At 49.9% G+C, this 23,913-nt stretch carries 23 protein-coding genes; 15 read left to right on the top strand and 8 right to left on the bottom strand.

Going from position 1 to position 23,913, the window contains the following annotated elements; all coding sequences use genetic code 11:
• Positions 1-6: 6 nt before the first annotated feature.
• A complete protein-coding gene (locus AC6R1A_RS00605; RefSeq protein WP_334555514.1) occupies positions 7-192 on the bottom strand; it encodes a hypothetical protein in 186 nt (61 codons plus the stop codon).
• Positions 193-364: 172 nt separating this feature from the next.
• Between AC6R1A_RS00605 and tusA the strand changes: the two genes are divergently transcribed.
• On the top strand, positions 365-613 hold the full coding sequence (gene tusA / locus AC6R1A_RS00600) for a sulfurtransferase TusA (protein WP_334555515.1): 249 nt from the start codon (positions 365-367) through the stop codon (positions 611-613).
• A gap of 87 nt (positions 614-700) precedes the next feature.
• Here the strand turns inward: tusA and AC6R1A_RS00595 are convergent, their stop codons facing one another.
• A complete protein-coding gene (locus tag AC6R1A_RS00595) occupies positions 701-961 on the bottom strand; it encodes a hypothetical protein (RefSeq protein WP_334555516.1) in 261 nt (86 codons plus the stop codon).
• A 112-nt stretch (positions 962-1,073) separates the two neighbouring features.
• Entirely contained in the window at positions 1,074-1,631 is a 558-nt protein-coding gene (locus AC6R1A_RS00590; protein WP_500630506.1) for a TMEM165/GDT1 family protein, read from the bottom strand.
• Positions 1,632-2,090: 459 nt separating this feature from the next.
• Between AC6R1A_RS00590 and glyQ the strand changes: the two genes are divergently transcribed.
• From glyQ to AC6R1A_RS00575, 3 genes are all read left to right on the top strand, one after another.
• Positions 2,091-3,023 (top strand): glycine--tRNA ligase subunit alpha, encoded by a 933-nt coding sequence (gene glyQ / locus AC6R1A_RS00585; protein ID WP_334555518.1) that lies wholly within the window; start codon positions 2,091-2,093, stop codon positions 3,021-3,023.
• Positions 3,024-3,025: 2 nt separating this feature from the next.
• Positions 3,026-5,092 carry a glycine--tRNA ligase subunit beta gene (gene glyS / locus AC6R1A_RS00580; protein WP_500633430.1) on the top strand — a complete coding sequence of 689 codons (2,067 nt, stop codon included), beginning with the start codon at positions 3,026-3,028 and terminating at the stop codon, positions 5,090-5,092.
• A gap of 205 nt (positions 5,093-5,297) precedes the next feature.
• The gene (locus AC6R1A_RS00575; protein ID WP_500633429.1) at positions 5,298-6,548 is read left to right on the top strand and encodes a valine--pyruvate transaminase; all 1,251 of its coding nucleotides are present in this window, start codon (positions 5,298-5,300) and stop codon (positions 6,546-6,548) included.
• Positions 6,549-6,649: 101 nt separating this feature from the next.
• On the opposite strand, the gene AC6R1A_RS00570 is transcribed toward AC6R1A_RS00575, so the two are convergent.
• From AC6R1A_RS00570 to dnaA, 5 genes are all read right to left on the bottom strand, one after another.
• A complete protein-coding gene (locus AC6R1A_RS00570; protein ID WP_487902974.1) occupies positions 6,650-7,087 on the bottom strand; it encodes an Hsp20 family protein in 438 nt (145 codons plus the stop codon).
• A 436-nt stretch (positions 7,088-7,523) separates the two neighbouring features.
• On the bottom strand, positions 7,524-9,941 hold the full coding sequence (gene gyrB / locus AC6R1A_RS00565) for a DNA topoisomerase (ATP-hydrolyzing) subunit B (protein ID WP_500630504.1): 2,418 nt from the start codon (positions 9,939-9,941) through the stop codon (positions 7,524-7,526).
• Positions 9,942-9,954: 13 nt separating this feature from the next.
• Positions 9,955-11,037 (bottom strand): DNA replication/repair protein RecF, encoded by a 1,083-nt coding sequence (gene recF / locus AC6R1A_RS00560; RefSeq protein ID WP_334555522.1) that lies wholly within the window; start codon positions 11,035-11,037, stop codon positions 9,955-9,957.
• A 1-nt stretch (position 11,038) separates the two neighbouring features.
• Positions 11,039-12,139 (bottom strand): DNA polymerase III subunit beta, encoded by a 1,101-nt coding sequence (gene dnaN, locus AC6R1A_RS00555; protein WP_500626275.1) that lies wholly within the window; start codon positions 12,137-12,139, stop codon positions 11,039-11,041.
• Positions 12,140-12,247: 108 nt separating this feature from the next.
• Positions 12,248-13,654, bottom strand: a complete 1,407-nt coding sequence (dnaA, locus tag AC6R1A_RS00550) for a chromosomal replication initiator protein DnaA (protein ID WP_500626274.1) — start codon at positions 13,652-13,654, stop codon at positions 12,248-12,250.
• Positions 13,655-14,074: 420 nt separating this feature from the next.
• Here dnaA and AC6R1A_RS00545 point away from each other — a divergent pair, with 420 nt between their 5' ends.
• The 11 genes from AC6R1A_RS00545 to rsmG all read left to right on the top strand — a co-directional run bounded on the left by AC6R1A_RS00545 (position 14,075) and on the right by rsmG (position 23,907).
• On the top strand, positions 14,075-14,821 hold the full coding sequence (locus AC6R1A_RS00545; protein WP_334555525.1) for an amino acid ABC transporter substrate-binding protein: 747 nt from the start codon (positions 14,075-14,077) through the stop codon (positions 14,819-14,821).
• A 103-nt stretch (positions 14,822-14,924) separates the two neighbouring features.
• The gene (locus AC6R1A_RS00540; protein WP_334555526.1) at positions 14,925-15,596 is read left to right on the top strand and encodes an amino acid ABC transporter permease; all 672 of its coding nucleotides are present in this window, start codon (positions 14,925-14,927) and stop codon (positions 15,594-15,596) included.
• Positions 15,593-16,330: an amino acid ABC transporter ATP-binding protein gene (locus AC6R1A_RS00535; RefSeq protein WP_500633428.1), complete on the top strand. Its 738-nt coding sequence runs from the start codon at positions 15,593-15,595 to the stop codon at positions 16,328-16,330. Before AC6R1A_RS00540 ends, AC6R1A_RS00535 begins: the two co-directional genes overlap by 4 nt.
• 257 nt (positions 16,331-16,587) lie before the next feature.
• Positions 16,588-16,722, top strand: a complete 135-nt coding sequence (rpmH, locus tag AC6R1A_RS00530; protein WP_005378825.1) for a 50S ribosomal protein L34 — start codon at positions 16,588-16,590, stop codon at positions 16,720-16,722.
• A 42-nt stretch (positions 16,723-16,764) separates the two neighbouring features.
• Positions 16,765-17,088, top strand: a complete 324-nt coding sequence (rnpA, locus tag AC6R1A_RS00525) for a ribonuclease P protein component (RefSeq protein WP_334555528.1) — start codon at positions 16,765-16,767, stop codon at positions 17,086-17,088.
• On the top strand, positions 17,055-17,312 hold the full coding sequence (gene yidD, locus AC6R1A_RS00520) for a membrane protein insertion efficiency factor YidD (protein WP_334555529.1): 258 nt from the start codon (positions 17,055-17,057) through the stop codon (positions 17,310-17,312). The genes rnpA and yidD overlap by 34 nt, the downstream gene beginning before the upstream one ends.
• Positions 17,313-17,314: 2 nt before the next feature.
• Positions 17,315-18,934 (top strand): membrane protein insertase YidC, encoded by a 1,620-nt coding sequence (gene yidC, locus AC6R1A_RS00515; protein WP_487902958.1) that lies wholly within the window; start codon positions 17,315-17,317, stop codon positions 18,932-18,934.
• A gap of 131 nt (positions 18,935-19,065) precedes the next feature.
• On the top strand, positions 19,066-20,427 hold the full coding sequence (gene mnmE / locus AC6R1A_RS00510) for a tRNA uridine-5-carboxymethylaminomethyl(34) synthesis GTPase MnmE (protein WP_500633427.1): 1,362 nt from the start codon (positions 19,066-19,068) through the stop codon (positions 20,425-20,427).
• A 51-nt stretch (positions 20,428-20,478) separates the two neighbouring features.
• On the top strand, positions 20,479-20,913 hold the full coding sequence (gene mioC / locus AC6R1A_RS00505) for an FMN-binding protein MioC (protein ID WP_500633426.1): 435 nt from the start codon (positions 20,479-20,481) through the stop codon (positions 20,911-20,913).
• 466 nt (positions 20,914-21,379) lie between these two features.
• The gene (gene mnmG, locus AC6R1A_RS00500) at positions 21,380-23,278 is read left to right on the top strand and encodes a tRNA uridine-5-carboxymethylaminomethyl(34) synthesis enzyme MnmG (protein ID WP_500633425.1); all 1,899 of its coding nucleotides are present in this window, start codon (positions 21,380-21,382) and stop codon (positions 23,276-23,278) included.
• Positions 23,275-23,907: a 16S rRNA (guanine(527)-N(7))-methyltransferase RsmG gene (gene rsmG / locus AC6R1A_RS00495; protein ID WP_500633424.1), complete on the top strand. Its 633-nt coding sequence runs from the start codon at positions 23,275-23,277 to the stop codon at positions 23,905-23,907. Before mnmG ends, rsmG begins: the two co-directional genes overlap by 4 nt.
• Positions 23,908-23,913: the final 6 nt, after the last annotated feature.

Raw genomic sequence — 23,913 nt, 5'->3', positions numbered from 1 at the left:
GAAGCGTTAACCTCTATGTTCGTCAGAGGCTTTTGAAAATCGGTGCATCTCTAACCATATCCCTGTCACGCAGGCCACCATACCGAGCAAAGGCATGAAGGAAGCGTCCGCCGGGGCGCGTAACACAAGCGCGCAAAATGAGATCAAGCAAAGCACCGAGTAAATGGTCAATCGATCCAATGCGGTCAACATAAGCGCTCCTTGCTGGTGTCAACTCAAGTCAGCGTATCCCTGCCTTGAGCTTTAAATGTTATCAAGTTGTTAACTAAGTTAAAACAAAATGATCCATTTGCCAAGTGCTTATTGAAGTTTTTTTCACCGCCAGTATTATCAAGCGCCTAATTGACCTGACAAAGAGCGCCCGATGACTATCGATACCACCCAGGCAACCCACACCTTAGAGGCAGAAGGACTTCGCTGTCCGGAGCCCGTTATGATGGTCAGGAAGACAATTCGAAACATGGACGATGGCGATGTATTACTGGTCACAGCGGATGACCCCTCGACCACCCGCGACATCCCGAGTTTTTGTCGTTTTATGGATCACCAGTTGCTGGCTGCGCAGACCGACGCTGTGCCATATCAATACTTGATTAAGAAAGGGGTCGCCTAAGATCTCCCCAACAACAACGATCTCGCAAACAAAAACGACAGCCCATCTGGCTGCCGTTGTTGATTTGATTCTCTCGACTTCGGGTCGCTATTCGTCGTACTCCAGGCTGCGCACTTCTGCTTGCAGTTTTTGCAACTGCTTTTGCATCGCCCGCATCTCTTCATGCATTGGGATGATGTGCGCGACTCGAATCCAGGCCTCCACCGTGAGACCGGTTAATATAAACGAGCCGGCAACAATAGGCAGCCACATATCGGTCAGTGGGAGTGCCAATAAGCAAAGCGCCAAACCAAAAGTGAACAGATAACTTTGACTTTTCGGTGTGATACCCATGTAACGTGTCAGCATGCATTTGCCCTCTCGCTATCATCGACAGCACTACGTTAACACGCACGCACAGTGGCAAATCAAACCTGGATCACGACTCAGGGCAAATGTTGCCTGTGTGACGCCGAGGCCATCATGGCCATAAGGCCGCGCCTAAAGCGAGCGCGACAAACAGCAGTGCGGTGACTTTACGAATCAAACCTAGCGGCATCTTGTGCGCAGAAAGCTTACCAATCGCAACAACCGGCACGTTCGCCGCCAACATACCAATGGTGGTGCCTAAAATGACCCAAGTCAGCGCGTCAGCAAACTGGGCGCCAAGAATCGAGGTCGCAATTTGGGTTTTATCGCCAATCTCAGCAATAAAAAACGCAACAAAGCTCGCGACAAAAGGGCCGCGATTGGAAATGGATTCTTCATCATCGAGTTTATCGGGGATCAGCACCCAGCCAGCCATCGCCAAAAAGCTGGCAACAACGACCCACTTGAGTACCTCTGGCGAGAGGTAATCCGCAACAACCACACCGAGCCACGCCGCAAGAGCATGATTGGCGATGGTGGCAAAAAAGATCGCCGCTATAATCGGGATGGGTTTGCGATACCGACTGGCCAACAATAAAGACAATAATTGGGTTTTGTCGCCAATCTCAGCAAGGGCAACAGTAGTAATAGAAATGGCTAAAACGCTCACGACATGCTCATTGGGGCAGGATTATTATTTTTTACCATAGACAAACCTCGCGCCCCACCCCGGTTCACGATGTTTATCTAAGGTCTTGCTTAATTCATCGGGCGATGAATCTCGAGCGCCACGGTGATTTTGCACCGATTATGTTGACGGTCGAACCAAACAGAAGCCCTCTATTTGGTCAGCTACTCCCCAAAGATGGCGGCAATTCTATCCATCTCACTGAAAAATCTCAAGTCGCAAACGTGCGCATATACCCAAAGGGGCGTTCGGCGAGATTTCTCATAGAAATGCGACTTTAAGAAAAATTTGGTCATTAAGTCGATAAAATTCCATTAAAGGAGATTTTTCAGCGAGAATTTCTCCCGATTTGCTCTACTCGGACATCGAATATCTCGGTATACTTGATTGTTATTTTTTCTTCATTTAGACAGAACTTTCTCAGAGAATCGCGCGAATACTATGCAAAAATACGACATCAAAACCTTTCAAGGTATGATCCTCGCGCTGCAGGATTATTGGGCCCAACAAGGCTGTACCATTGTTCAACCACTCGACATGGAAGTAGGTGCAGGTACCTCTCACCCAATGACATGTTTGCGCGCCCTTGGCCCAGAGCCAATGTCAACCGCTTACGTTCAGCCTTCTCGTCGTCCTACCGATGGCCGTTACGGTGAAAACCCTAACCGTCTTCAGCACTACTACCAGTTCCAAGTGGCACTTAAGCCATCGCCAGACAACATTCAAGAGTTGTACCTAGGCTCACTGGAAGTGTTGGGTATCGACCCGCTAGTCCACGACATCCGTTTCGTTGAAGATAACTGGGAGAACCCAACGCTAGGCGCTTGGGGTCTAGGCTGGGAAGTTTGGCTAAACGGTATGGAAGTGACGCAGTTTACCTACTTCCAACAAGTGGGTGGCTTAGAGTGTAAACCGGTGACTGGTGAGATCACTTACGGTATCGAGCGTCTTGCTATGTACATCCAAGAAGTTGACTCCGTTTACGACCTAGTATGGAACGTCGCACCAGACGGCTCGAACGTGACGTACGGTGATATCTTCCACCAAAACGAAGTGGAGCAGTCAACGTACAACTTTGAGCACGCTGACGTCGATTTCTTATTTAGCTTCTTCGACCAGTGTGAAAAAGAGTCGAAAGAACTCCTTGAGCTAGAGAAACCTCTACCTCTACCCGCTTACGAGCGCATCTTGAAAGCGGCGCACGCTTTCAACCTGTTAGACGCACGCAAAGCCATCTCGGTCACCGAGCGCCAACGTTACATCCTTCGTATCCGCAACCTGACCAAGTCTGTTGCAGAAGCCTACTACGCATCACGTGAAGCACTAGGCTTCCCAATGTGCCGTACCCAAGATGCAAAGAGCGAGGAGAAGTAATCATGGCGAAAGAATTTCTAATTGAACTGGGTACTGAAGAGCTACCACCAACACAACTTCGCACCCTAGCGGAAGCGTTCGCAGCCAACTTCGAAGCTGAACTAAAAGGCGCAGACTTATCACACCAAGGTGTGAAATGGTACGCCGCGCCTCGTCGTCTAGCCCTTAAGGTTTCAGCGCTAGCGGAAGGCCAAGCGGACAAAGTGGTTGAGAAGCGCGGTCCTGCGGTTTCTGTCGCATTCGATGCTGACGGTAACGCGACCAAAGCAGCACAAGGCTGGGCACGTGGTAACGGCATCACGGTTGAACAAGCTGACCGTCTAGTGACAGACAAAGGCGAATGGCTACTGTTCAAACAAGAAGTGAAAGGCCAAGCAACGTCTGACATCGTCGTCGACCTAGCTGCTAAAGCACTGGCTAACCTACCTATCGCCAAGCCAATGCGTTGGGGTGACAAGACGACTCAGTTTATCCGCCCAGTTAAAACGCTGACCATGCTAATGGGCTCTGAGCTGATTGAAGGTGAGATCCTAGGTGTCGCATCCAGCCGCACTATCCGTGGTCACCGCTTCATGGGTGAGCAAGAGTTCACTATCGATTCTGCCGAGCAATACCCTGCTATCCTAGAAGAGCGCGGTAAAGTCATGGCCGACTTTGAGGCGCGTAAAGCGATCATCCTTGCTGACTCGCAAAAAGCAGCAGCAGCGGTTGGCGGTGTTGCTGACCTAGAAGATGATCTCGTTGAAGAAGTCACGTCTCTGGTTGAATGGCCAGTGGTTCTAACCGCGAAGTTTGAAGAAGAGTTCCTAAAAGTGCCTTCTGAAGCGCTGGTTTACACCATGAAAGGTGACCAGAAATACTTCCCTGTCTATGACGAGAACAAGAAGCTACTGCCTAACTTCATCTTCGTATCGAACATCGAATCGAAAGAGCCTCGCTACGTCATCGAAGGTAACGAGAAGGTGGTGCGTCCACGTCTGGCGGATGCCGAGTTCTTCTTTAACACTGACCGTAAGCGCCCGCTTATCGACCGTCTCCCTGAGCTAGAGCAAGCGATCTTCCAAAAGCAGCTTGGTACTATCAAAGACAAAACTGATCGCATCACTGAACTTGCTGGCTACATCGCTGAGCAGATCGATGCTGACGTTGAAAAATCGAAGCGTGCGGGTCTACTCGCGAAGTGTGACCTAATGACCTCTATGGTATTCGAATTTACCGATACTCAAGGCGTGATGGGTATGCACTACGCTACCCACGATGGTGAAGACGAGCAAGTGGCTCTAGCGCTTTACGAGCAGTACATGCCGCGTTTCGCCGGTGACGCCCTACCAAGCACAGGTATCTCATCTGCTGTCGCTATGGCTGACAAGCTCGATACCATTGTGGGTATCTTCGGTATTGGCCAAGCACCTAAAGGCAGCGACCCATTCGCACTGCGCCGCGCATCTCTAGGCGTGCTGCGTATTATCGTCGAAAACGGCTACAACCTAGACCTAACAGACCTTATCGCGAAAGCGCAGTCTCTATTTGGCGACAAACTAACCAACGCGAACGTTGCAGACGACGTTATCGACTTCATGCTGGGTCGTTTCAATGCATGGTACAAAGACCAAGGCTTCAGCGTGGACATCATCCAAGCGGTATTGGCGAATCGTCCAACCAAACCGGCAGACTTCGACCAACGCGTCAAAGCGGTCTCTCACTTCCGTGAGTTAGAAGCCGCGGAAGCACTCGCCGCAGCGAACAAACGTGTCGGTAACATCTTAGCGAAGTTCGATGGTGAGCTGGCCGCAGAGATCGATCTCGCTCTTCTACAAGAAGACGCAGAGAAAGCACTGGCAGAAAGCGTTGAAGTGATGACAGAAGCGCTCGAGCCTGCGTTCGCTACAGGCAACTACCAGGAAGCACTCAGCAAGCTAGCGGGTCTACGTGAGCCTGTGGATGCCTTCTTCGATAACGTCATGGTTATGGCCGATGACGAAGCGCTGAAGAAGAACCGTCTAACGCTACTGAACAACCTACGTAACTTGTTCTTGCAGATTGCCGACATTTCTCTTCTGCAGAAATAATCGCGCGTACGGATAGATGACACCAAGCCCAACTCAATGAGTTGGGCTTTTTTATGCCAACAAAACAGACAAGTTCTGCGCACTAAAATAGTGCTTTGCCTCACATTGCCATTGCTGTATGTTCAAGGATTACTCTATTGGTCAGCCACGCACTGATCAGCACACCCATTCAGTAAAGCAATAATCAGATCAAGGTTAGTGAGTCATGCAGTTCTCAAAGTTTGGTGAAAAATTCAATCAATATTCCGGCATTACCCAATTAATGGACGACCTCAATGATGGTCTACGCACACCCGGCGCCATCATGCTCGGTGGCGGTAACCCTGCGGCCATTCCCGCCATGATTGATTACTTTCACCAAGCCAGCCAAGAGATGCTGACCAGCGGCGAGTGGATTCAAGCGCTCGCCAATTATGATGGCCCACAAGGCAAAGATGCCTTCGTCAAAGCACTCGCTGCCCTGCTCAAAGAGACCTATGGCTGGGAGGTCAGTGAGAAGAACATCAGCTTAACCAATGGCAGTCAAAGCGGCTTTTTTTACCTGTTTAATTTGCTAGCAGGCACGCAGCCCGATGGCTCACACAAAAAGATTCTGCTGCCGTTAGCGCCTGAGTACATTGGCTATGGAGATGCGGGCATTGATGAGGATATTTTTGTCTCTTACCACCCGGAAATTGAGCAACTCGACAATCGCATGTTCAAATACCACGTCGATTTTGAGCAACTAAAGATCGATGACTCGATTGCCGCGATCTGCGCGTCTCGCCCGACCAACCCGACGGGCAATGTGCTGACCGATGAGGAGATCATCAAGCTCGATAAACTCGCGCGCGACAACCACATTCCGCTCATCATAGACAACGCTTACGGCGTGCCCTTCCCCAATATCATTTTTGAGGAGGTGACGCCCTTTTGGAATGAGAACACCATTCTCTGCATGAGTTTGTCCAAGTTAGGCTTACCTGGCGTGCGCTGTGGGATTGTGATTGCCAATGAAGCCATCACACAAGCGCTCACCAACATGAATGGCATTATCAGCCTAGCGCCAGGCAGTGTAGGGCCGGCGCTGGCTCACCATATGATTGAAAAAGGCGATCTTCTGCGCTTGAGTGAAGAGGTCATCAAGCCGTTTTATCAGCAGAAATCTCAGCGTGCGGTCGAACTGCTGCAAGAGGCGATTACCGATCCGCGCTTTCGTATTCACAAGCCAGAAGGGGCGATTTTCCTCTGGCTCTGGTTTGATGCACTGCCTATCACCACCATGGAACTCTACCAACGTTTGAAAGCACGCGGGGTGTTGATTGTTCCTGGTGAGTACTTCTTTATCGGCCAAGAAGATGAGTGGGATCATGCGCACCAGTGCCTGCGAATGAACTATGTACAAGACGACGAGATGATGCACAAAGGCATCCAAATCATCGCGGAAGAAGTGCAAAAAGCCTACCAGCAGGGCTAATTGCCCTAACATTACCAAGCATAAAAAAGAGCGCCGATTGGCGCTCTTTCACTATTTATACCCGCATTTTATATCCGCAGCATAGCGGCGCACAGGCTCGCTTATTTGTTTTCCAGCAACTGGCTTGAGTTGATGGCAATTTTACGCGGTTGCATCGCTTCAGGGATTTCACGCTCGAGATCAACGTGCAGCAAGCCATTTTCCATACTCGCGCCGGTGACTTTCACATAGTCGGCCAACTGGAACTTGCGCTCAAAGTCACGCTCAGCAATGCCTTGGTAAATATAGTTCTTACCCTCTTCCTCTTTCCGCTCACCTTTAACAATTAAGGTGTTCTCTTTTTGCGTCAGTTCAAGCTGCTCTTCAGCAAAGCCTGCCACTGCCATGGTGATACGGTAGTGGTTTTCATCTTTCTGTTCGATGTTATACGGAGGGTAACCGCCGGAGCTGTTTTTCGTGCTGTTGGCTTCCATCATATTAAGAAGACGGTCAAAACCAATCGCGTTGCGGTATAAAGGAGTGAAATCTACAGTTCTCATCATACTATCCTCTTGATTAAGCAATAGTCTTAGTCGTGACTGTGTAGGGACGATGATTAACTCGACCCCTAGCGACTAAGGGATTCGTTCACTATTCCTCTGGCTGCCTCTATAGGGCCAGCACGTAGGACATAGCAACAAACTCAGTGTTAACGTGTGCTGTTAAGGCCATCCTCATAGGAGCGATACCTCTTCAGCGAGTCCAGAAGGTCTGTTTCTTCTCATCGGAGCAAGACAGCTTCCCTCTTCAACAATAGATATAGGGATCGGCCAAAATGGTTTCAAGAGGAGAGAGTAAAAAAGTTTCTAGTTCCTAGTTCCTAGAGTGGGACAAGGTATTGGATTGAAATGGAAAATAGAAACCAATAAAAAAGCGCAGATCGTTCGACCTGCGCTTTTTATAATTCTAGAAACTCGCTTCTAGAAACTAGGAACTTTACACATCCAAGTTCGCCACTTTGAGCGCATTCTCTTCGATAAAGTGACGACGAGGCTCAACCTGATCACCCATCAATGTCGTGAAGAGCTGATCGGCTCCAACGGCATCTTCGATGGTCACTTGCATCATGCGACGCGTTTCTGGGTCCATGGTGGTTTCCCAAAGCTGATCCGGGTTCATCTCACCCAGACCTTTGTATCGCTGTGTGCTCAATCCGCGGCGAGACTCTTTGATCAGCCACTCTAGCGCTTCGACAAAGCTGCTCACAGGCTGAGTGCGTTCACCACGTTTGATGTACGCGCCCTCTTCAATAAGGCCATTCAGCGCTTCAGAAAGCTCGCCCAACTTGGCAAACTCTTTCGAGTTGATCAAATCGATGCTCAGTGCGTATTCGTGTCTTACACCATGTGTGCGCACGATGATTTTCGGCAAGTTCAAGCCGAGCTCAGCATGCTGCTCTACTTCATATTGGTACTGACTTGCGCCCACTTCTTTAGCGTTCAACTGCTCAACCAAAGTCTTGGTCCAAGCCTCTACCACAGCAGCGTCATGACACTGCTCTGCGGTCAAACGTGGCACGTAAATCAACTCATGAATCAAGGCGTGCGGGTAACGGCGGCTCATACGATCCACCAGCTTGATGCCAGCATTGTATTGCTGAACCAGCTTCTCTAGAGATTCACCCGCCAACGCTGGCGCGTCCGCGTTGACGTGCAGCGCTGCGTTGTCCAAGGCCAAAGAGACTTGGTACTGGTTCATCGCTTCTTCATCTTTGATGTACTGCTCTTGCTTACCCTTCTTCACTTTGTACAGCGGTGGCTGAGCAATGTAGACGTAACCACGCTCAATCAGCTCAGGCATTTGACGGTAGAAGAAGGTCAACAGTAGCGTACGGATGTGCGAACCATCGACGTCCGCATCGGTCATGATGATGATGTTGTGGTAACGCAGTTTGTCTGGGTTGTATTCGTCACGACCAATACCACAGCCAAGCGCCGTAATCAGCGTCGCCACCTCTTGAGAAGAGAGCATCTTGTCGAAACGCGCTTTCTCTACGTTCAGGATTTTACCTTTCAGAGGAAGAATCGCTTGGTTCTTACGGTTACGGCCTTGTTTTGCGGATCCGCCTGCCGAGTCACCCTCCACTATGTAGAGTTCAGACAGTGCTGGATCTTTTTCCTGACAGTCCGCCAATTTACCTGGCAGACCAGCAAGGTCTAGGGCGCCTTTACGGCGAGTCATCTCACGTGCTTTACGCGCCGCATCACGAGCACGTGCTGCATCAATGATCTTGGTACAAACGATTTTTGCTTCTGTTGGATGCTCAACAAGGAACTCTGACAGTTTCTCGCCCATGGCAGACTCAACCGCAGATTTCACTTCAGAAGAAACCAGCTTGTCTTTGGTTTGGCTTGAGAACTTGGGATCAGGTACTTTCACCGAGATAACCGCGGTGAGACCTTCACGCGCATCATCACCAGACGTTGCGGTTTTCGCTTTCTTCGAGAAGCCTTCTTTGTCCATGAACGAGTTCAAGGTACGCGTCAATGCCGCACGGAAACCGGCAAGGTGAGTACCACCATCACGTTGTGGAATATTGTTGGTGAAACAGAAGATATTCTCTTGGTAACCATCATTCCACTGCATCGCCACTTCGACTGCGATGCCATCTTCACGTTCTGAGTTGAAATGGAATACTTTCTCAATAATTGGAGTTTTGTTGGTGTTCAAGTGATCGACAAAGGCTTGAATACCCCCTTCGTACATGAAGTGATCTTGTTTGTCTTCTTCACGCTCATCACGTAACTTGATCGAAACACCAGAGTTTAGGAAAGAGAGCTCACGCAAACGCTTTGCAAGAATGTCGTAATGGAACTCAGTGTTAGAGAACGTCTCTTCACTCGGCCAAAAACGAATTTCTGTGCCCGTTTTTTCTGTCTCACCAATCACAGCCAGTGGCGCTTGAGGTTCACCATGGTGATAAGTTTGAGTGTGAATTTTTCCACCGCGATGGATTGTCAGCGTCACTTTCTTAGACAACGCGTTCACCACCGACACGCCCACACCGTGCAGACCACCCGATACTTTGTACGAGTTGTCATCAAATTTACCGCCTGCGTGAAGCACGGTCATGATCACTTCTGCCGCCGAGACTTTCTCTTCCGGGTGAAGCTCTGTTGGGATACCACGGCCATCATCGTTGACAGAGACAGAGTTATCCTCATGAATGGTCACCACGATGTCTTTACAGTGACCCGCCAACGCTTCATCAATTGAGTTATCTACCACCTCAAAGACCATGTGGTGCAGACCGGTGCCATCATCCGTGTCGCCGATGTACATACCCGGACGCTTACGAACCGCATCCAGACCCTTTAGTACTTTAATACTCGATGAATCGTAATTTTCAGCCATGAGTTATCTTCCGCTATATATTTTGCTCTATTGTGCCATGTTCCACATGGAACATCCTGCCATTTTCATCACGCATGTCGCTGATTTGGCTTTCAGTAATAGAGCTGACAAAAACTTGAGCCCCCGTCTGTTTCAAGCAATCGGCAAGACGCTTGCGACGTTGACTGTCTAATTCAGAGGCAAAGTCATCTATCAAGTAGATGCATTGCTTGCCCGTCATCTCAGTCAGGTGTTGGCCTTGTGCTACGCGTAGCGCGCACACCATCAACTTTAACTGACCCCGAGACAGGACATCTTCCACTGGCGTACCATTTACCTTAATGCGTAAATCCGCCTTGTTTGGGCCACTGAAGGTGTAACCCAGCGCCTGGTCGCGCTCAAAGTGGCTCTCGAGAATCGCTTGGTATGGCGTCTCTTTGTCCCAACCACGATAATACTTGAGCGAGATATCAAACTCAGGCAAAAATGCCCGGCATATCTCTTCGGCTTTGTGCGTCAATTGCTCAACGTACTCACCACGCCAACGACTGATGTTTTCCGCCAGTGTCGCCATCTCTTGATCCCAATAACTGAGCTCTCGATAGCTACGCGCCGTTTTCAGCAGTGCGTTGCGCTGTTTGTTTAGGCGCTTAAAACGCCCCCATGCATCATAAAAGGCCGATTCGGTATGAAATACGCCCCAATCAATAAATGCACGGCGATGTTTCGGCCCATCGGTCAACAGATCAAACCCTTCAGGATGAATCAGTTGCAGTGGTAACACTTGCGCCAACTGGGCTAACTTTTGCCCAGATTGACCGCCTATTTTAACCTCTGTTGAGCCATCACGCTGCTTATTAATGCCAATGGGTAGCTCAAATTGATCCGAGTTCAAAAAACGACCGTGAACAAACAGCTCATCATGGTCATTTTGAATCACTCGCCCGGTCAAACTGCTTTTGAACGACCGACCGTGGCCCAGTAAATAAATGGCTTCCAGAACACTGGTTTTCCCGCTGCCGTTCGGGCCAATAAGAAAGTTAAAGCCTGATGATAACGAGATATCACAGGCTTTGATATTGCGAAATTGCTTAATAACAAGACGAGAGAGCGGCATGCTAGAGTCGGATCGGCATCACCACGTACATGGCACTGTCATCGACGCTGTTCTCAATTAACGCACTGGCGTTGGCATCAGACATTGAGACTCTCACGGTCTCGCAGCGCAGCGTATTAAGCACATCCAGCACATAGCTGACGTTAAAGCCAATCTCAATCGGCTCGCCGTCAAAGTGAACATCGAGCATCTCTTCCGCTTCTTCTTGCTCTGGGTTGTTGGCGGTAATGCGCATTTCGCTGCCATCGAGGTTAACGCGCACGCCACGAAACTTCTCATTCGAGAGGATCGCCGCACGCGAGAACGCTTGGCGCAGCTCATCGCAGCCCGCTTCCAATGTTTTGGTGGTGCTTTGTGGCATCACGCGGCGGTAGTCAGGGAAACGACCGTCCACCAGCTTAGAGGTAAAGACGTAATTGTTGACCTCAGCGCGCAGGTTTGAGCTACCAATTTGCAACACCACAGGTTGCTCTGGCGCATCCAGCAACTTGACTAATTCCAGCACCCCTTTACGCGGCACGATGATCTGCTTTTTGGCAAACTCACCGACCAGCGGAGTTTGCGCGACCGCCATACGGTGACCATCGGTGGCCACGCTGCGCAGCGTGGTGTCTTCAATCTCAAACAACATGCCATTGAGGTAGTAACGCACGTCTTGGTTCGCCATCGAAAACTGCGTTTTTTCTACTAGTCCACGCAGTTCACTTTGCGTCAGGGAGAGTTCGACTTCACTCTGCCAATCTTCAATGTTTGGAAAATCGCTGGCTGGCAGTGTAGAGAGAGAGAAACGACTACGACCAGAGCGCAGTTGCACGCGATCGCCCTCTAAAACAAATGTGATCACCGCGTCATCAGGCAGTCCACGGCAAATATCAAGAAACTTACGCGACGGGACAGTCACGCTGCCCGCTTCAAATTCACCTTCAAGCTGCACACGGCTGACCAGCTCGACTTCTAAATCCGTCGCCGTCAACGTCAGTTGGTTGTCCACTACTTTGATCAATAAGTTACCAAGGATAGGTAGAGTGGCACGGCCACCTAACGCCCCTGAGACTTGCTGCAGTGGTTTCAGCAGATGACTACGTTGAATGGAAAATTTCATAGCACGCTCTTAAAGAAATCTTGTTGTTGGCGAAGAGAACAAACATGGCCACGATAAGGGATTGAGCCCTACCTTGGCCATGAATATAAACCGTTAGAATAGCGCGATTTACGAAGAAAGAGTACGGATTAAGTTGGAGTAATCCTCTTTAATATCGTGACTCTCTTCACGCAGTTGTTCAATCTTACGACACGCATGAAGTACGGTCGTATGATCGCGGCCACCAAAGGCATCGCCAATCTCTGGCAAGCTGTGGTTGGTCAGCTCTTTAGCCAGCGCCATCGCCAATTGACGAGGTCGCGCAACCGAACGAGAGCGGCGCTTCGAGAGCAGATCCGCCACTTTGATTTTGTAGTATTCCGCGACCGTTTTTTGAATATTGTCGATGGTGACCAGCTTTTCTTGTAAGGCAAGCAGATCACGCAGAGCTTCACGCACAAAATCGATCGTAATAGGACGACCCGTAAAGTTGGCGTTCGCAATCACCCGATTGAGCGCCCCTTCAAGCTCACGAACGTTGGAGCGCAGGCGCTTAGCAATAAAGAACGCCACTTCATCGGCCAGATGGATTTGGTGATCTTCCGCTTTTTTCATCAAGATGGCGACGCGCGTTTCAAGCTCAGGTGGTTCAATGGCGACCGTCAATCCCCAACCGAAGCGGGATTTCAGGCGATCTTCTACGCCGTTGATCTCTTTCGGGTAGCGATCCGAGGTCAAGATGATCTGCTGATTGCCCTCAAGCAAGGCGTTGAAGGTATGGAAGAACTCTTCTTGTGAACGCTCTTTGTTGGCAAAAAACTGAATGTCATCGATCAAGAGGGCATCCACACTGCGGTAGTAACGTTTGAACTCTTCAATCGCGTTGTTTTGCAGCGCTTTCACCATATCTTGCACAAAACGCTCTGAGTGCATGTAAACCACTTTCGCGTTGGGTTTGTTGTCGACAATCGCATTGCCCACGGCGTGCAGCAAGTGGGTTTTACCCAAACCGGTACCGCCGTACAGAAAGAGCGGGTTGTACGCCGCGCCTGGGTTGTCCGACACCTGACGTGCCGCCGCCAAGCCCAATTGGTTCGATTTACCTTCAACAAAGTTGTTGAACTTATGCTTGGGGTTCACATTAGAGCGGTGGTTGATGTCTGCCATCGCTTGCGGGTCATCATCCCAGGTTTTATGCACAGGCTTACGCGCCTGCAATTGTGCCGGGGCTGACGATTCCGCCGCCACATCGGCCGGGGTGCGTTTGGGTGCAGGTGCCTGCGCTTGCACAGGGCGACTGCCCACCTCAAAACGTAAATGAGGAATATCGTTGCCACAATATTCCTGCAAAAGACGGGTGATGCTGTTGAGGTATTTATCGCGAACCCAATCAAGGACAAAACGGTTGGGCGCAAATAAAGTGAGAGTATTGTCGTTGAGCTCAGCTTGTAAAGGACGGACCCACATGCTGAATTCAGTTGCTGGAAGCTCTTCTTGAAGCTGTTGCAAACATTGCAACCAAAGCGAAGATGACACGATGCCCTCACTCGTAATTCTATGATCGGAAAAGACTGGCAATTTTACCTGTTGATAACCGAGATCGCCAGCGATTGATCGAGGATCCAGTGAATAAGATCGAAGTTATTCACAATATTTCTGCCATTATTGGTGAGATCATCACACCCTGCCCCATTTTTACCCACAAATTGATCCACAATGGCGCAATGATCGCAGGATCGTCGATCTGGTGATAACTCTGTGAATGAATAGTTTCACAGCGATCATATTTTGCGGATCTCGGCGCCAGAAGTCGCCCCAACCCCATCAATAGAGCGTCAATGATTATCCACAGCTATAATCTTATTCCGCATCCATCTAGATTATGGCAACTTGTTATTTATCTAAATGACAAGGATGACAGTAGTATTTCTCCCTATAAATTTTAGGAGTTGTAAAATGAAAAACTGGATTAAAGCGGCTGTTGCCGTTATCGCACTTTCTGCTGCCACCGTTCAAGCTGCGACTGAGGTCAAAGTGGGTATGTCTGGCCGTTACTTCCCGTTCACCTTCGTTGAGCAAGACAAGCTGCAAGGCTTTGAAGTGGATCTATGGGATGAGATTGGCAAACGTAACGACTATCAAGTGGAATACGTGACCGCCAACTTCTCAGGTCTGTTTGGTCTTTTAGAGACGGGCCGCATCGACACCATCTCAAACCAGATCACCATGACAGAAGCGCGCCAAGCGAAATACCTGTTTGCTGACCCATACGTCGTAGATGGTGCGCAAATCACCGTGCGTAAAGGTAACGACGACATCCAAGGCGTGGAAGATCTCGCAGGTAAAACCGTTGCGGTGAACCTAGGTTCAAACTTTGAGCAACTGCTACGCAGCTACGACAAAGACGGCAAAATCAACATCAAAACCTACGACACAGGTATCGAACACGATGTGGCACTAGGCCGCGCGGATGCGTTTGTTATGGACCGTCTCTCTGCACTTGAGCTAATCAAAAAAACGGGCCTACCGCTACAATTAGCCGGTCAGCCGTTTGAAACCATTCAAAACGCATGGCCATTTGTGAACAATGAGAACGGCCAAAAACTGCAAGCAGAAGTGAACAAAGCACTGGCAGAAATGCGTGCTGACGGTACACTAGAGCAAATTTCTCAAAAGTGGTTTGGCGCTGACATTACTCAGTAATCGGCTCCGCCTCCATAAATCCGTTTCGGATTGACGAAAAAACCCACTGCTCTCTTGCTTGCAGTGGGTTTTGTTTTTCTCGCCTTAGTCATTGGGATACGTAATGGGATTCGACTTTAATTACATGCTCAACCTGATGCCAATACTGCTCAAGTACCTTGGCACCACCATGGAAATGGCCACTTGGGGTTTGGTGTTTTCACTAATTTTAGCCGTGATATTGGCCAATATTCGCGTATTTCGCGTCCCGGTGCTCGATCAGTTGAGTCAGCTCTATATCAGCTTCTTCCGTGGTACGCCGCTGTTGGTGCAGCTGTTTCTTCTTTATTATGGCCTGCCACAAATTTTTCCTTTATTGGTGGGACTCGATGCCTTTAGCGCCGCAGTGATTGGCTTAACGCTCCACTTTGCCGCCTATATGGCAGAGAGCATTCGCGCCGCCATCATCGGCATCGATCGCAGCCAAATGGAGGCGAGCTTGTCGGTGGGTATGACGACACCTCAAGCCATGCGCCGCATTATTTTGCCGCAAGCAACGCGCGTAGCGCTGCCATCGCTGATGAACTACTTTATCGACATGATCAAATCGACCTCGCTTGCTTTTACCCTTGGCGTGGCCGAGATCATGGCCAAAGCGCAGATGGAAGCGTCATCCAGTTTTCGTTTTTTCGAAGCGTTTTTGGCGGTTGCGCTGATTTACTGGGGCGTGGTGGTCATTTTGACCCGCGTGCAGATTTGGGCAGAAGCGAAACTCAATAAGGCGTACGTACGATGATTACATTGACCAATATTCATAAGCGCTTTGGTGACAGCGAAGTACTCAAAGGGATTGATCTCAACATCAAACAGGGCGAAATCATCGTAATCATCGGCTCAAGTGGTACCGGCAAATCGACGCTGCTGCGCTGTGTAAACTTCCTGGAGAATGCCGATCAAGGCACCATCACCATTGATGATGTCACGGTCGACAGTGCCAAACACACCAAATCGGACGTGTTAGCCCTAAGGCGCAAAACCGGCTTTGTGTTTCAAAACTACGCGCTGTTTGCCCATATGACCGCCAGACAAAACATTGCCGAAGGGCTGATTACCGTACGTGGCTGGAAAAAAGAGCAAGCGCTGGCTCGCGCGCAGCAAATCCTCGACGATATTGGCCTTAGTGACAAAGGCGACAGCTACCCAGCGGCCCTCTCTGGTGGTCAGCAGCAACGGGTCGGCATTGGTCGAGCGATGGCGCTGCAACCGGAACTGCTGCTGTTTGATGAACCCACCTCAGCCCTCGACCCTGAATGGGTGGGTGAGGTATTACAACTGATGAAAGATCTCGCCACCAAGCACCAAACCATGCTGGTGGTCACTCATGAAATGCAGTTTGCAAAAGAAGTGGCGGATCGCGTGATCTTTATGGCTGAAGGCCATATTGTTGAGCAGGGATCGCCAGATGAACTCTTCAATCACCCACAAGATCCAAGGCTGAAGAAGTTCTTAAGACAGGTAGGCGCTGAGTAACTACCGCTGAAAGGGATCACCGGTAAACAGCGACAAGGATCGCCGATAAGGATCCTTTGATCCTTGAGATTTTGCTCACACTACGTATAATCCCCCGGCGCGGAATTTCATCATTGACTCTTAATGTGACAGTGATTACAATTCCGCCTCTTTGTTGAGAGGCGTCGGTTTGTCCTCCTTATCTTAATAAAGAAGACGCTTTGACCCACGCCGGGTTAACATCGACCTAAAACTACTGATCAGTAAAGGTAATTATCATGAAACGCACTTTTCAACCTACAGTTCTAAAGCGCAAGCGTACTCACGGCTTCCGTGCTCGCATGGCAACTAAGAACGGTCGTAAAGTAATTAATGCACGTCGTGCTAAAGGCCGTGCGCGCCTGTCAAAATAATTTTTTATTTTGAATACGTACGCGTTCAATCGGGAGTTACGTTTGTTAACTCCCGAGCATTATCAAAATGTCTTCCAGCAAGCTCACCGAGCTGGCTCACCTCATTTCACCATCATTGCCCGTAACAATACCCTTTCCCATCCAAGACTGGGACTTGCGGTACCTAAAAAGCAAATCAAAACTGCCGTTGGCCGTAATCGCTTTAAACGCCTTGCTCGCGAAAGTTTTCGTAACAAACAACACCAACTTCCTAATAAAGATTTTGTTGTTATTGCCAAGAAAAGCGCGCAAGATCTCAGCAATGATGAAATTTTCGCCCTGTTTGATAAATTATGGCAGCGTCTGTCTCGCCCTTCACGTGGCTAGCCATCGGGCTGGTCCGTCTCTATCAAGGCCTGATTAGTCCTCTTATTGGGCCGCGCTGTCGTTTTACTCCAACCTGTTCTACCTATGCCATTGAAGCGTTGAAAGCTCACGGTTTTGTAAAAGGGTGTTGGTTATCAAGCAAACGTCTATTAAAATGCCACCCTTTGAATGAAGGTGGCTATGACCCCGTTCCACCAGCCCAAACACAAGACAGAGATAAATAACGATGGATTCTCAACGTAATATCCTGTTAATCGCGCTAGCACTGGTTTCTTTCCTCTTGTTCCAACAATGGCAAGTCGCAAAGAACCCAGCACCGCAGCCGGTTGAGCAGGCACAATCAAGCAGTACTTTACCTGCACCATCTTTTGCAGATGAGCTTGATCCCGCACCGTCACAACAAGCTTCAGCAAAAACCATCACCGTAACCACTGACGTTTTGACGTTAACCATTGATACGGTAGGTGGTGATGTGGTTCATGCAGACCTAAACCAGTACTCCGCTGAACTTGATTCCGCCGATCCATTCGTTCTTCTCAAAAACGAAGCGGGCCACCAGTTCATCGCTCAAAGTGGCCTTGTTGGCCCACAGGGCATTGACCTAAGCAGCTCGAATCGTCCGCAATACGCCGTTGATGCCGACAGCTTTACCTTGGCAGAAGGTCAAGATGAGCTACGCATTCCAATGACGTACGCGGCCAACGGTCTTGAATACACCAAAACCTACATCCTAAAGCGTGACAGCTACGCAGTGGATGTCGAATTTGATGTTCGTAACCTATCAGGTAACAACGCGACCTTTGGTATGTACGCGCATCTTCGTCAAAACCTGATGGACGATGGTGGCAGCATCACTATGCCAACTTACCGTGGCGGTGCGTACTCCAGTGACGACACCCGTTACAAAAAGTACAGCTTCGATGATATGCAAAGCCGTAATCTGTCGATTACCTTACCGAATGGTCAAGGTTGGGCAGCGATGATCCAACACTACTTTGCGAGTGCATGGATCCCACGAAACGAACCTGGCACCAATCTGTACACTCGCGTGATCGGTAATATGGGCGACATCGGCGTTCGCATGCCAAACAAAACCATCGCTGATGGTGAGTCTGCGCAATTCAACGCCACGCTGTGGGTGGGGCCAAAACTGCAAGACGCGATGGCAGAAACGGCACCTAACCTAGACTTGGTGGTCGATTACGGTTGGCTATGGTTCATCGCTAAACCACTGCACACTTTGCTCTCTTTCATTCAGAGCTTTGCGGTGAACTGGGGTGTCTCTATCATGATCCTCACGTTCATTGTCCGTGGTGCCATGTACCCACTGACCAAAGCCCAATACACCTCAATGGCGAAAATGCGTATGCTTCAGCCTAAGCTGCAAGCTATGCGTGAGCGTATCGGTGATGACCGTCAGCGCATGAGCCAAGAGATGATGGAGCTGTATAAGAAAGAGAAAGTGAACCCGCTGGGTGGCTGTCTACCGCTTATTCTCCAGATGCCGATCTTCATCGCCCTCTACTGGGCATTGATGGAATCGGTCGAGCTTCGTCACTCGCCGTTCTTCGGTTGGATTCACGACCTCTCTGCGCAAGACCCATACTACATCTTGCCACTACTGATGGGTGCGTCGATGTTCCTCATCCAGAAGATGAGCCCAACCACAGTGACAGACCCAATGCAGCAGAAGATCATGACCTTTATGCCGGTGATGTTTACCTTCTTCTTCCTGTTCTTCCCGTCTGGCCTAGTGCTTTACTGGTTGGTTTCGAACGTGGTAACACTTATCCAGCAAACGCTCATTTACAAGGCGCTGGAGAAAAAAGGCTTACATTCGAAGTAACAGCTAAGCATCATCAAAAGGCGGCCAAAAGGTCGCCTTTTTGTTTTGCGCTGTTTACAATTTGCTGACGACCATTGCGCCATACAGATTCAGCGCCTAATTCGCTGTTTATTGACCATAGAGATAATCTTATGACCACAGAGACCATCGTAGCCCAAGCCACCGCCCCAGGCCGAGGCGGTGTCGGCATCATTCGCGTGTCAGGCCCGCTTGCCGAGCAAGTGGCTATCGCGGTGACCGGTAAATCACTGCGTCCTCGCTACGCCGAATATTTGCCGTTTATGGCCCAAGATGGCAGCCAACTAGACCAAGGCATTGCACTCTATTTCCCCAATCCCCACTCGTTCACGGGCGAAGATGTCCTTGAACTGCAAGGGCATGGCGGCCCTGTCGTGATGGACATGCTGATCAAACGCATCGTCGATATTCCGGGGATTCGCATCGCACGCCCAGGGGAATTTTCCGAGCGCGCGTTTTTAAATGACAAGCTCGATTTGGCGCAAGCCGAAGCGATCGCCGATTTGATTGATGCGAGCTCAGAAGAAGCGGCTAAATCGGCGCTCCAATCGCTTCAGGGCGCGTTCTCGGGCCAAATTAATACCCTGGTCGAGTCACTGATTCATCTGCGTATCTACGTTGAAGCCGCGATTGATTTCCCCGAGGAAGAGATCGATTTTCTCGCCGATGGTAAAGTCGCCGCCGATCTGCAAACCATCATCGACAACCTAGAAGCTGTGCGCAAAGAGGCCAACCAAGGCGCCATCATGCGTGAAGGGATGAAAGTGGTGATCGCTGGTCGACCTAACGCCGGTAAATCCAGCCTACTCAATGCGCTATCAGGCAAGGAATCTGCGATTGTGACCGACATTGCAGGCACAACGCGTGACGTGCTGCGCGAGCACATCCACATTGACGGCATGCCTTTGCACATTATTGATACCGCTGGGCTGCGTGATGCGTCGGATGAAGTGGAAAAAATCGGTATCGAGCGCGCTTGGGATGAAATTGCCCAAGCGGATCGTGTGCTATTTATGGTCGATGGCACCACCACCGACGCCACCGATCCCAAAGAGATTTGGCCGGATTTTGTCGATCGTCTGCCCGACAGCATCGGCATGACCGTGATCCGCAATAAAGCCGATCAAACAGGCGAGGAACTTGGGATCTGCCATGTGAACACACCGACGCTGATCCGCTTGTCCGCAAAAACGGGCGCTGGCGTCGATGCACTGCGCACTCACCTGAAAGCCTGTATGGGCTTCTCCGGCAGCAGTGAAGGTGGCTTTATGGCCCGCCGCCGCCATCTCGATGCACTCGCCAAAGCGGCCGAGCACCTCGATATCGGTCAGCAGCAACTTGAAGGCTACATGGCCGGAGAAATCCTCGCAGAAGAGCTGCGTATCGCTCAGCAACATCTCAATGAGATCACTGGCGAATTCAGCTCTGATGATCTACTAGGCAGAATTTTCTCTTCATTCTGTATCGGTAAATAACTCACAATGCGCGGCACACGGTCGCGCTTTTTATTGGCGTAAGGAAAACCCATGATCCACATAATAACAGGCAGTACCTTAGGCGGAGCCGAATACGTGGGCGATCACCTTAGTGATCTGCTGATTGAACAAGGCTTTGAAACCACAATCCACAACCAACCGGTTCTGAATGAGATAGAGGCACAAGGCACTTGGCTCATCATCACTTCAACCCACGGTGCGGGCGAATACCCAGACAACATTCAGCCCTTCATTGCCGCGCTGCAAAACACGCCGCCAAATATGGCGAACGTCAACTATGCGGTGATCGCGATTGGTGATTCGAGCTACGATACCTTTTGCGCAGCAGGCCAACATGCCTACACCTTATTGGAAGACATAGGTGCCACGCCGCTCGCGGAGTGCGTGACGATTGATGTCCTTAGCCATGACGTACCAGAAGATGCGGCACAAGCCTGGCTAGAAACTCATATCGACCGTTTCTGATCCCCCTCCTCGGCCAGTATTGTGCGCAATATTGGCCGCTGTTCACCTCACCTTCTCTTTTCCTCTCGTACTGTTCGCTGCTTTTTTAGCCAAAGTGTCTGTGGATAACTAAGATGATATCCCGTTATCTTCCTTTAGTTATCCAAATAACAACTTTTACCTTTGCCAACCCCTGTGTATAACCATCGATTTTGATCCCAGGTAATCCTCGATCAGATCAAGGTAAGATCACATGATATGATCATAAAAAGATCCATGATCTAGTTGATCATTTTCTAGTTATCCACAGAGATCGTCGATCCTAATAGTAGATCTAATAAAAGATCATATATATAGATCTTATATATATAAGAGTTTCAGCCCTTTAAGACAAAAGCGTCAAAAGCATTTTCTCTCCCTTGGAAAGAAGGTAGAATAACGCTCTTTTAACTTTTCTATTGCTTGATTGAATACCTGAGGTCAGTTCATGCTTTATCACGAAAACTTTGACGTCATCGTTGTCGGTGGCGGTCATGCAGGAACGGAAGCCGCCCTCGCGTCTGCACGTACAGGTCAAAAGACGCTGTTGCTGACGCACAATATCGACACCCTAGGACAGATGTCATGTAACCCTGCCATTGGTGGGATCGGTAAAGGCCATCTTGTCAAAGAGGTCGATGCAATGGGCGGTTTGATGGCACAAGCCATCGACCACGCAGGTATTCAATTTCGTACACTCAACGCTTCCAAAGGCCCAGCGGTACGCGCCACTCGCGCTCAAGCGGATCGTGCTTTGTACAAAGCGTATGTTCGCCATGCGTTGGAAAACGCGCCAAACCTAACCCTATTCCAACAATCGGTGGATGACCTGATTGTTGAGAACGAAGTGGCGGTCGGTGTGGTGACTCAAATGGGTCTCAAGTTTCGCGCCAAAGCAGTGGTACTCACCGTCGGGACATTCCTAGGTGGCAAGATCCACATTGGCATGGAAAGCGCTTCTGGTGGCCGCGCTGGGGATCCACCATCGATCGCGCTTGCGGATCGTCTGCGTGAATTACCGTTCCGCGTTGATCGTTTGAAAACCGGTACGCCTCCGCGCATCGATGCACGCAGTGTGGATTTTTCACAGCTAGAAGTGCAACACGGTGACAACCCGACCCCGGTATTCTCGTTTTTAGGTGATCGTCGCCAACATCCGGCGCAGATCCCGTGTTACATCACGCACACCAACGAGAGCACCCACGAAGTGATCCGCAACAACCTCGATCGTAGCCCGATGTACGCCGGGGTGATTGAAGGGATTGGGCCACGTTACTGTCCTTCGATTGAAGACAAAGTGATGCGCTTTGCGGATAAGAACAGCCACCAGATTTTCATTGAGCCGGAAGGCTTAACGACACACGAACTCTACCCCAATGGTATTTCCACCAGCTTGCCGTTTGATGTTCAGGTACAAATCGTGCGTTCAATGAAAGGGTTTGAAAACGCGCACATCGTGCGTCCGGGATACGCGATCGAGTACGATTTCTTCGACCCTCGCGATCTCAAGCAAACCTATGAAACCAAATTTATCTCTGGTCTGTTCTTTGCAGGCCAGATTAACGGTACCACCGGTTACGAAGAAGCGGCGGCACAAGGTTTGATGGCCGGTTTGAACGCCAGTTTGCACAGCCAGGGCAAAGAAGGTTGGAACCCGCGACGCGACCAAGCCTACATGGGCGTGTTGATTGATGACCTCTCAACCATGGGCACGAAAGAGCCTTACCGTATGTTTACCTCGCGCGCCGAGTACCGTTTGCTGCTGCGTGAAGACAACGCCGATCTGCGTTTGACCGAAAAAGCGCATGAATTGGGCTTGGTGAGTGAGGCGCGTTGGACGCGATTCAATCAAAAGATCGAGCAGATGGAAAAAGAGCGTCAGCGCCTACAAGATATCTGGATCAACCCGAAATCGGCGGGGGTCGATGCGCTGAACGATCTGCTGAAAACTCCGTTGGTGCGTGAGGCAAGCGGTGAAGATCTTCTTCGTCGCCCAGAAATCACCTATCAGCAGCTGACCTCGCTAGAGACCTTCCACCCCGCGCTGGATGATCAGCAAGCGGCAGAGCAAGTGGAAATTCAAGTCAAGTACGAAGGTTACATCAAGCGTCAGCAAGACGAGATTGAGAAATCATTGCGTCATGAACACACCAAGTTGCCGCTCGATTTGGATTACCGACAAGTGAAAGGTTTGTCGAACGAAGTGATTGCCAAGCTGTCAGAAGCCAAACCTGAGTCGATTGGTATTGCTTCTCGTATCTCAGGTATTACGCCAGCCGCGATCTCCATTTTGTTGGTGCATTTGAAAAAGCACGGTATGTTGAAAAAAGGTGAGGAAGCGGCATGAGCGCACTACGTGACAAACTCGATGCGCTGATCGCGACCACTGACTTGCAGGTCTCTGATGCACAACGCGAGCAGTTGGTGGGCTATGTGGCAATGCTGGACAAGTGGAACAAAGCCTACAACCTGACCTCAGTGCGTGACCCGTTTGAGATGTTAGTTAAACACATCTTGGATAGCATTGTTGTGAGTACTCACTTAGTTGGTGAGCGCTTTATCGATGTCGGCACTGGCCCAGGATTGCCAGGGATCCCCTTGGCGATCATGCACCCAGACAAAACCTTTTATTTGCTCGACAGTCTCGGCAAACGCATTCGCTTTGTCAAACAAGTGCTGCATGAGCTGGGGATAAAAAACGTGACGCCGATTCAAAGTCGCGTCGAAGAGTTTCAACCAGAAGAGAAGTTTGACGCTGTTCTAAGTCGCGCATTCGCTTCTATGGTAGACATGGTCAGTTGGTGTCATCACCTTCCAAAAGCGGAGTCAGGCGTGTTTCTGGCGCTGAAAGGTCAATTGCCTCAGGATGAGATTGAACAATTGCCCGACTGGTGTTCTGTGAGCGAGATCAAAGCTTTGAATGTTCCAGAGTTGGAAGGCGAGCGTCATCTAGTAATCTTATCGCGCAAGGATTAATAGCGA

This window comes from Vibrio sp. R10-SG3-ISO3 (assembly GCF_059834225.1).
Note: the sequence above shows the minus strand (reverse complement) of the source record. Positions and strands in the feature narration are given on the sequence as shown.

Excerpts from the sequence above, each read along its gene's own strand:
- AC6R1A_RS00605 (WP_334555514.1), bottom strand. The coding sequence starts at position 192 with ATGTTGACCGCATTGGATCGATTGACCATTTACTCGGTGCTTTGCTTG.
- tusA (WP_334555515.1), top strand. The coding sequence starts at position 365 with ATGACTATCGATACCACCCAGGCAACCCACACCTTAGAGGCAGAAGGA.
- AC6R1A_RS00595 (WP_334555516.1), bottom strand. The coding sequence starts at position 961 with ATGCTGACACGTTACATGGGTATCACACCGAAAAGTCAAAGTTATCTG.
- glyQ (WP_334555518.1), top strand. The coding sequence starts at position 2,091 with ATGCAAAAATACGACATCAAAACCTTTCAAGGTATGATCCTCGCGCTG.
- glyS (WP_500633430.1), top strand. The coding sequence starts at position 3,026 with ATGGCGAAAGAATTTCTAATTGAACTGGGTACTGAAGAGCTACCACCA.
- AC6R1A_RS00575 (WP_500633429.1), top strand. The coding sequence starts at position 5,298 with ATGCAGTTCTCAAAGTTTGGTGAAAAATTCAATCAATATTCCGGCATT.
- AC6R1A_RS00570 (WP_487902974.1), bottom strand. The coding sequence starts at position 7,087 with ATGAGAACTGTAGATTTCACTCCTTTATACCGCAACGCGATTGGTTTT.
- gyrB (WP_500630504.1), bottom strand. The coding sequence starts at position 9,941 with ATGGCTGAAAATTACGATTCATCGAGTATTAAAGTACTAAAGGGTCTG.
- recF (WP_334555522.1), bottom strand. The coding sequence starts at position 11,037 with ATGCCGCTCTCTCGTCTTGTTATTAAGCAATTTCGCAATATCAAAGCC.
- dnaN (WP_500626275.1), bottom strand. The coding sequence starts at position 12,139 with ATGAAATTTTCCATTCAACGTAGTCATCTGCTGAAACCACTGCAGCAA.
- AC6R1A_RS00545 (WP_334555525.1), top strand. The coding sequence starts at position 14,075 with ATGAAAAACTGGATTAAAGCGGCTGTTGCCGTTATCGCACTTTCTGCT.
- AC6R1A_RS00540 (WP_334555526.1), top strand. The coding sequence starts at position 14,925 with ATGGGATTCGACTTTAATTACATGCTCAACCTGATGCCAATACTGCTC.
- AC6R1A_RS00535 (WP_500633428.1), top strand. The coding sequence starts at position 15,593 with ATGATTACATTGACCAATATTCATAAGCGCTTTGGTGACAGCGAAGTA.
- rpmH (WP_005378825.1), top strand. The coding sequence starts at position 16,588 with ATGAAACGCACTTTTCAACCTACAGTTCTAAAGCGCAAGCGTACTCAC.
- yidD (WP_334555529.1), top strand. The coding sequence starts at position 17,055 with ATGGCAGCGTCTGTCTCGCCCTTCACGTGGCTAGCCATCGGGCTGGTC.
- yidC (WP_487902958.1), top strand. The coding sequence starts at position 17,315 with ATGGATTCTCAACGTAATATCCTGTTAATCGCGCTAGCACTGGTTTCT.
- mnmE (WP_500633427.1), top strand. The coding sequence starts at position 19,066 with ATGACCACAGAGACCATCGTAGCCCAAGCCACCGCCCCAGGCCGAGGC.
- mioC (WP_500633426.1), top strand. The coding sequence starts at position 20,479 with ATGATCCACATAATAACAGGCAGTACCTTAGGCGGAGCCGAATACGTG.
- mnmG (WP_500633425.1), top strand. The coding sequence starts at position 21,380 with ATGCTTTATCACGAAAACTTTGACGTCATCGTTGTCGGTGGCGGTCAT.
- rsmG (WP_500633424.1), top strand. The coding sequence starts at position 23,275 with ATGAGCGCACTACGTGACAAACTCGATGCGCTGATCGCGACCACTGAC.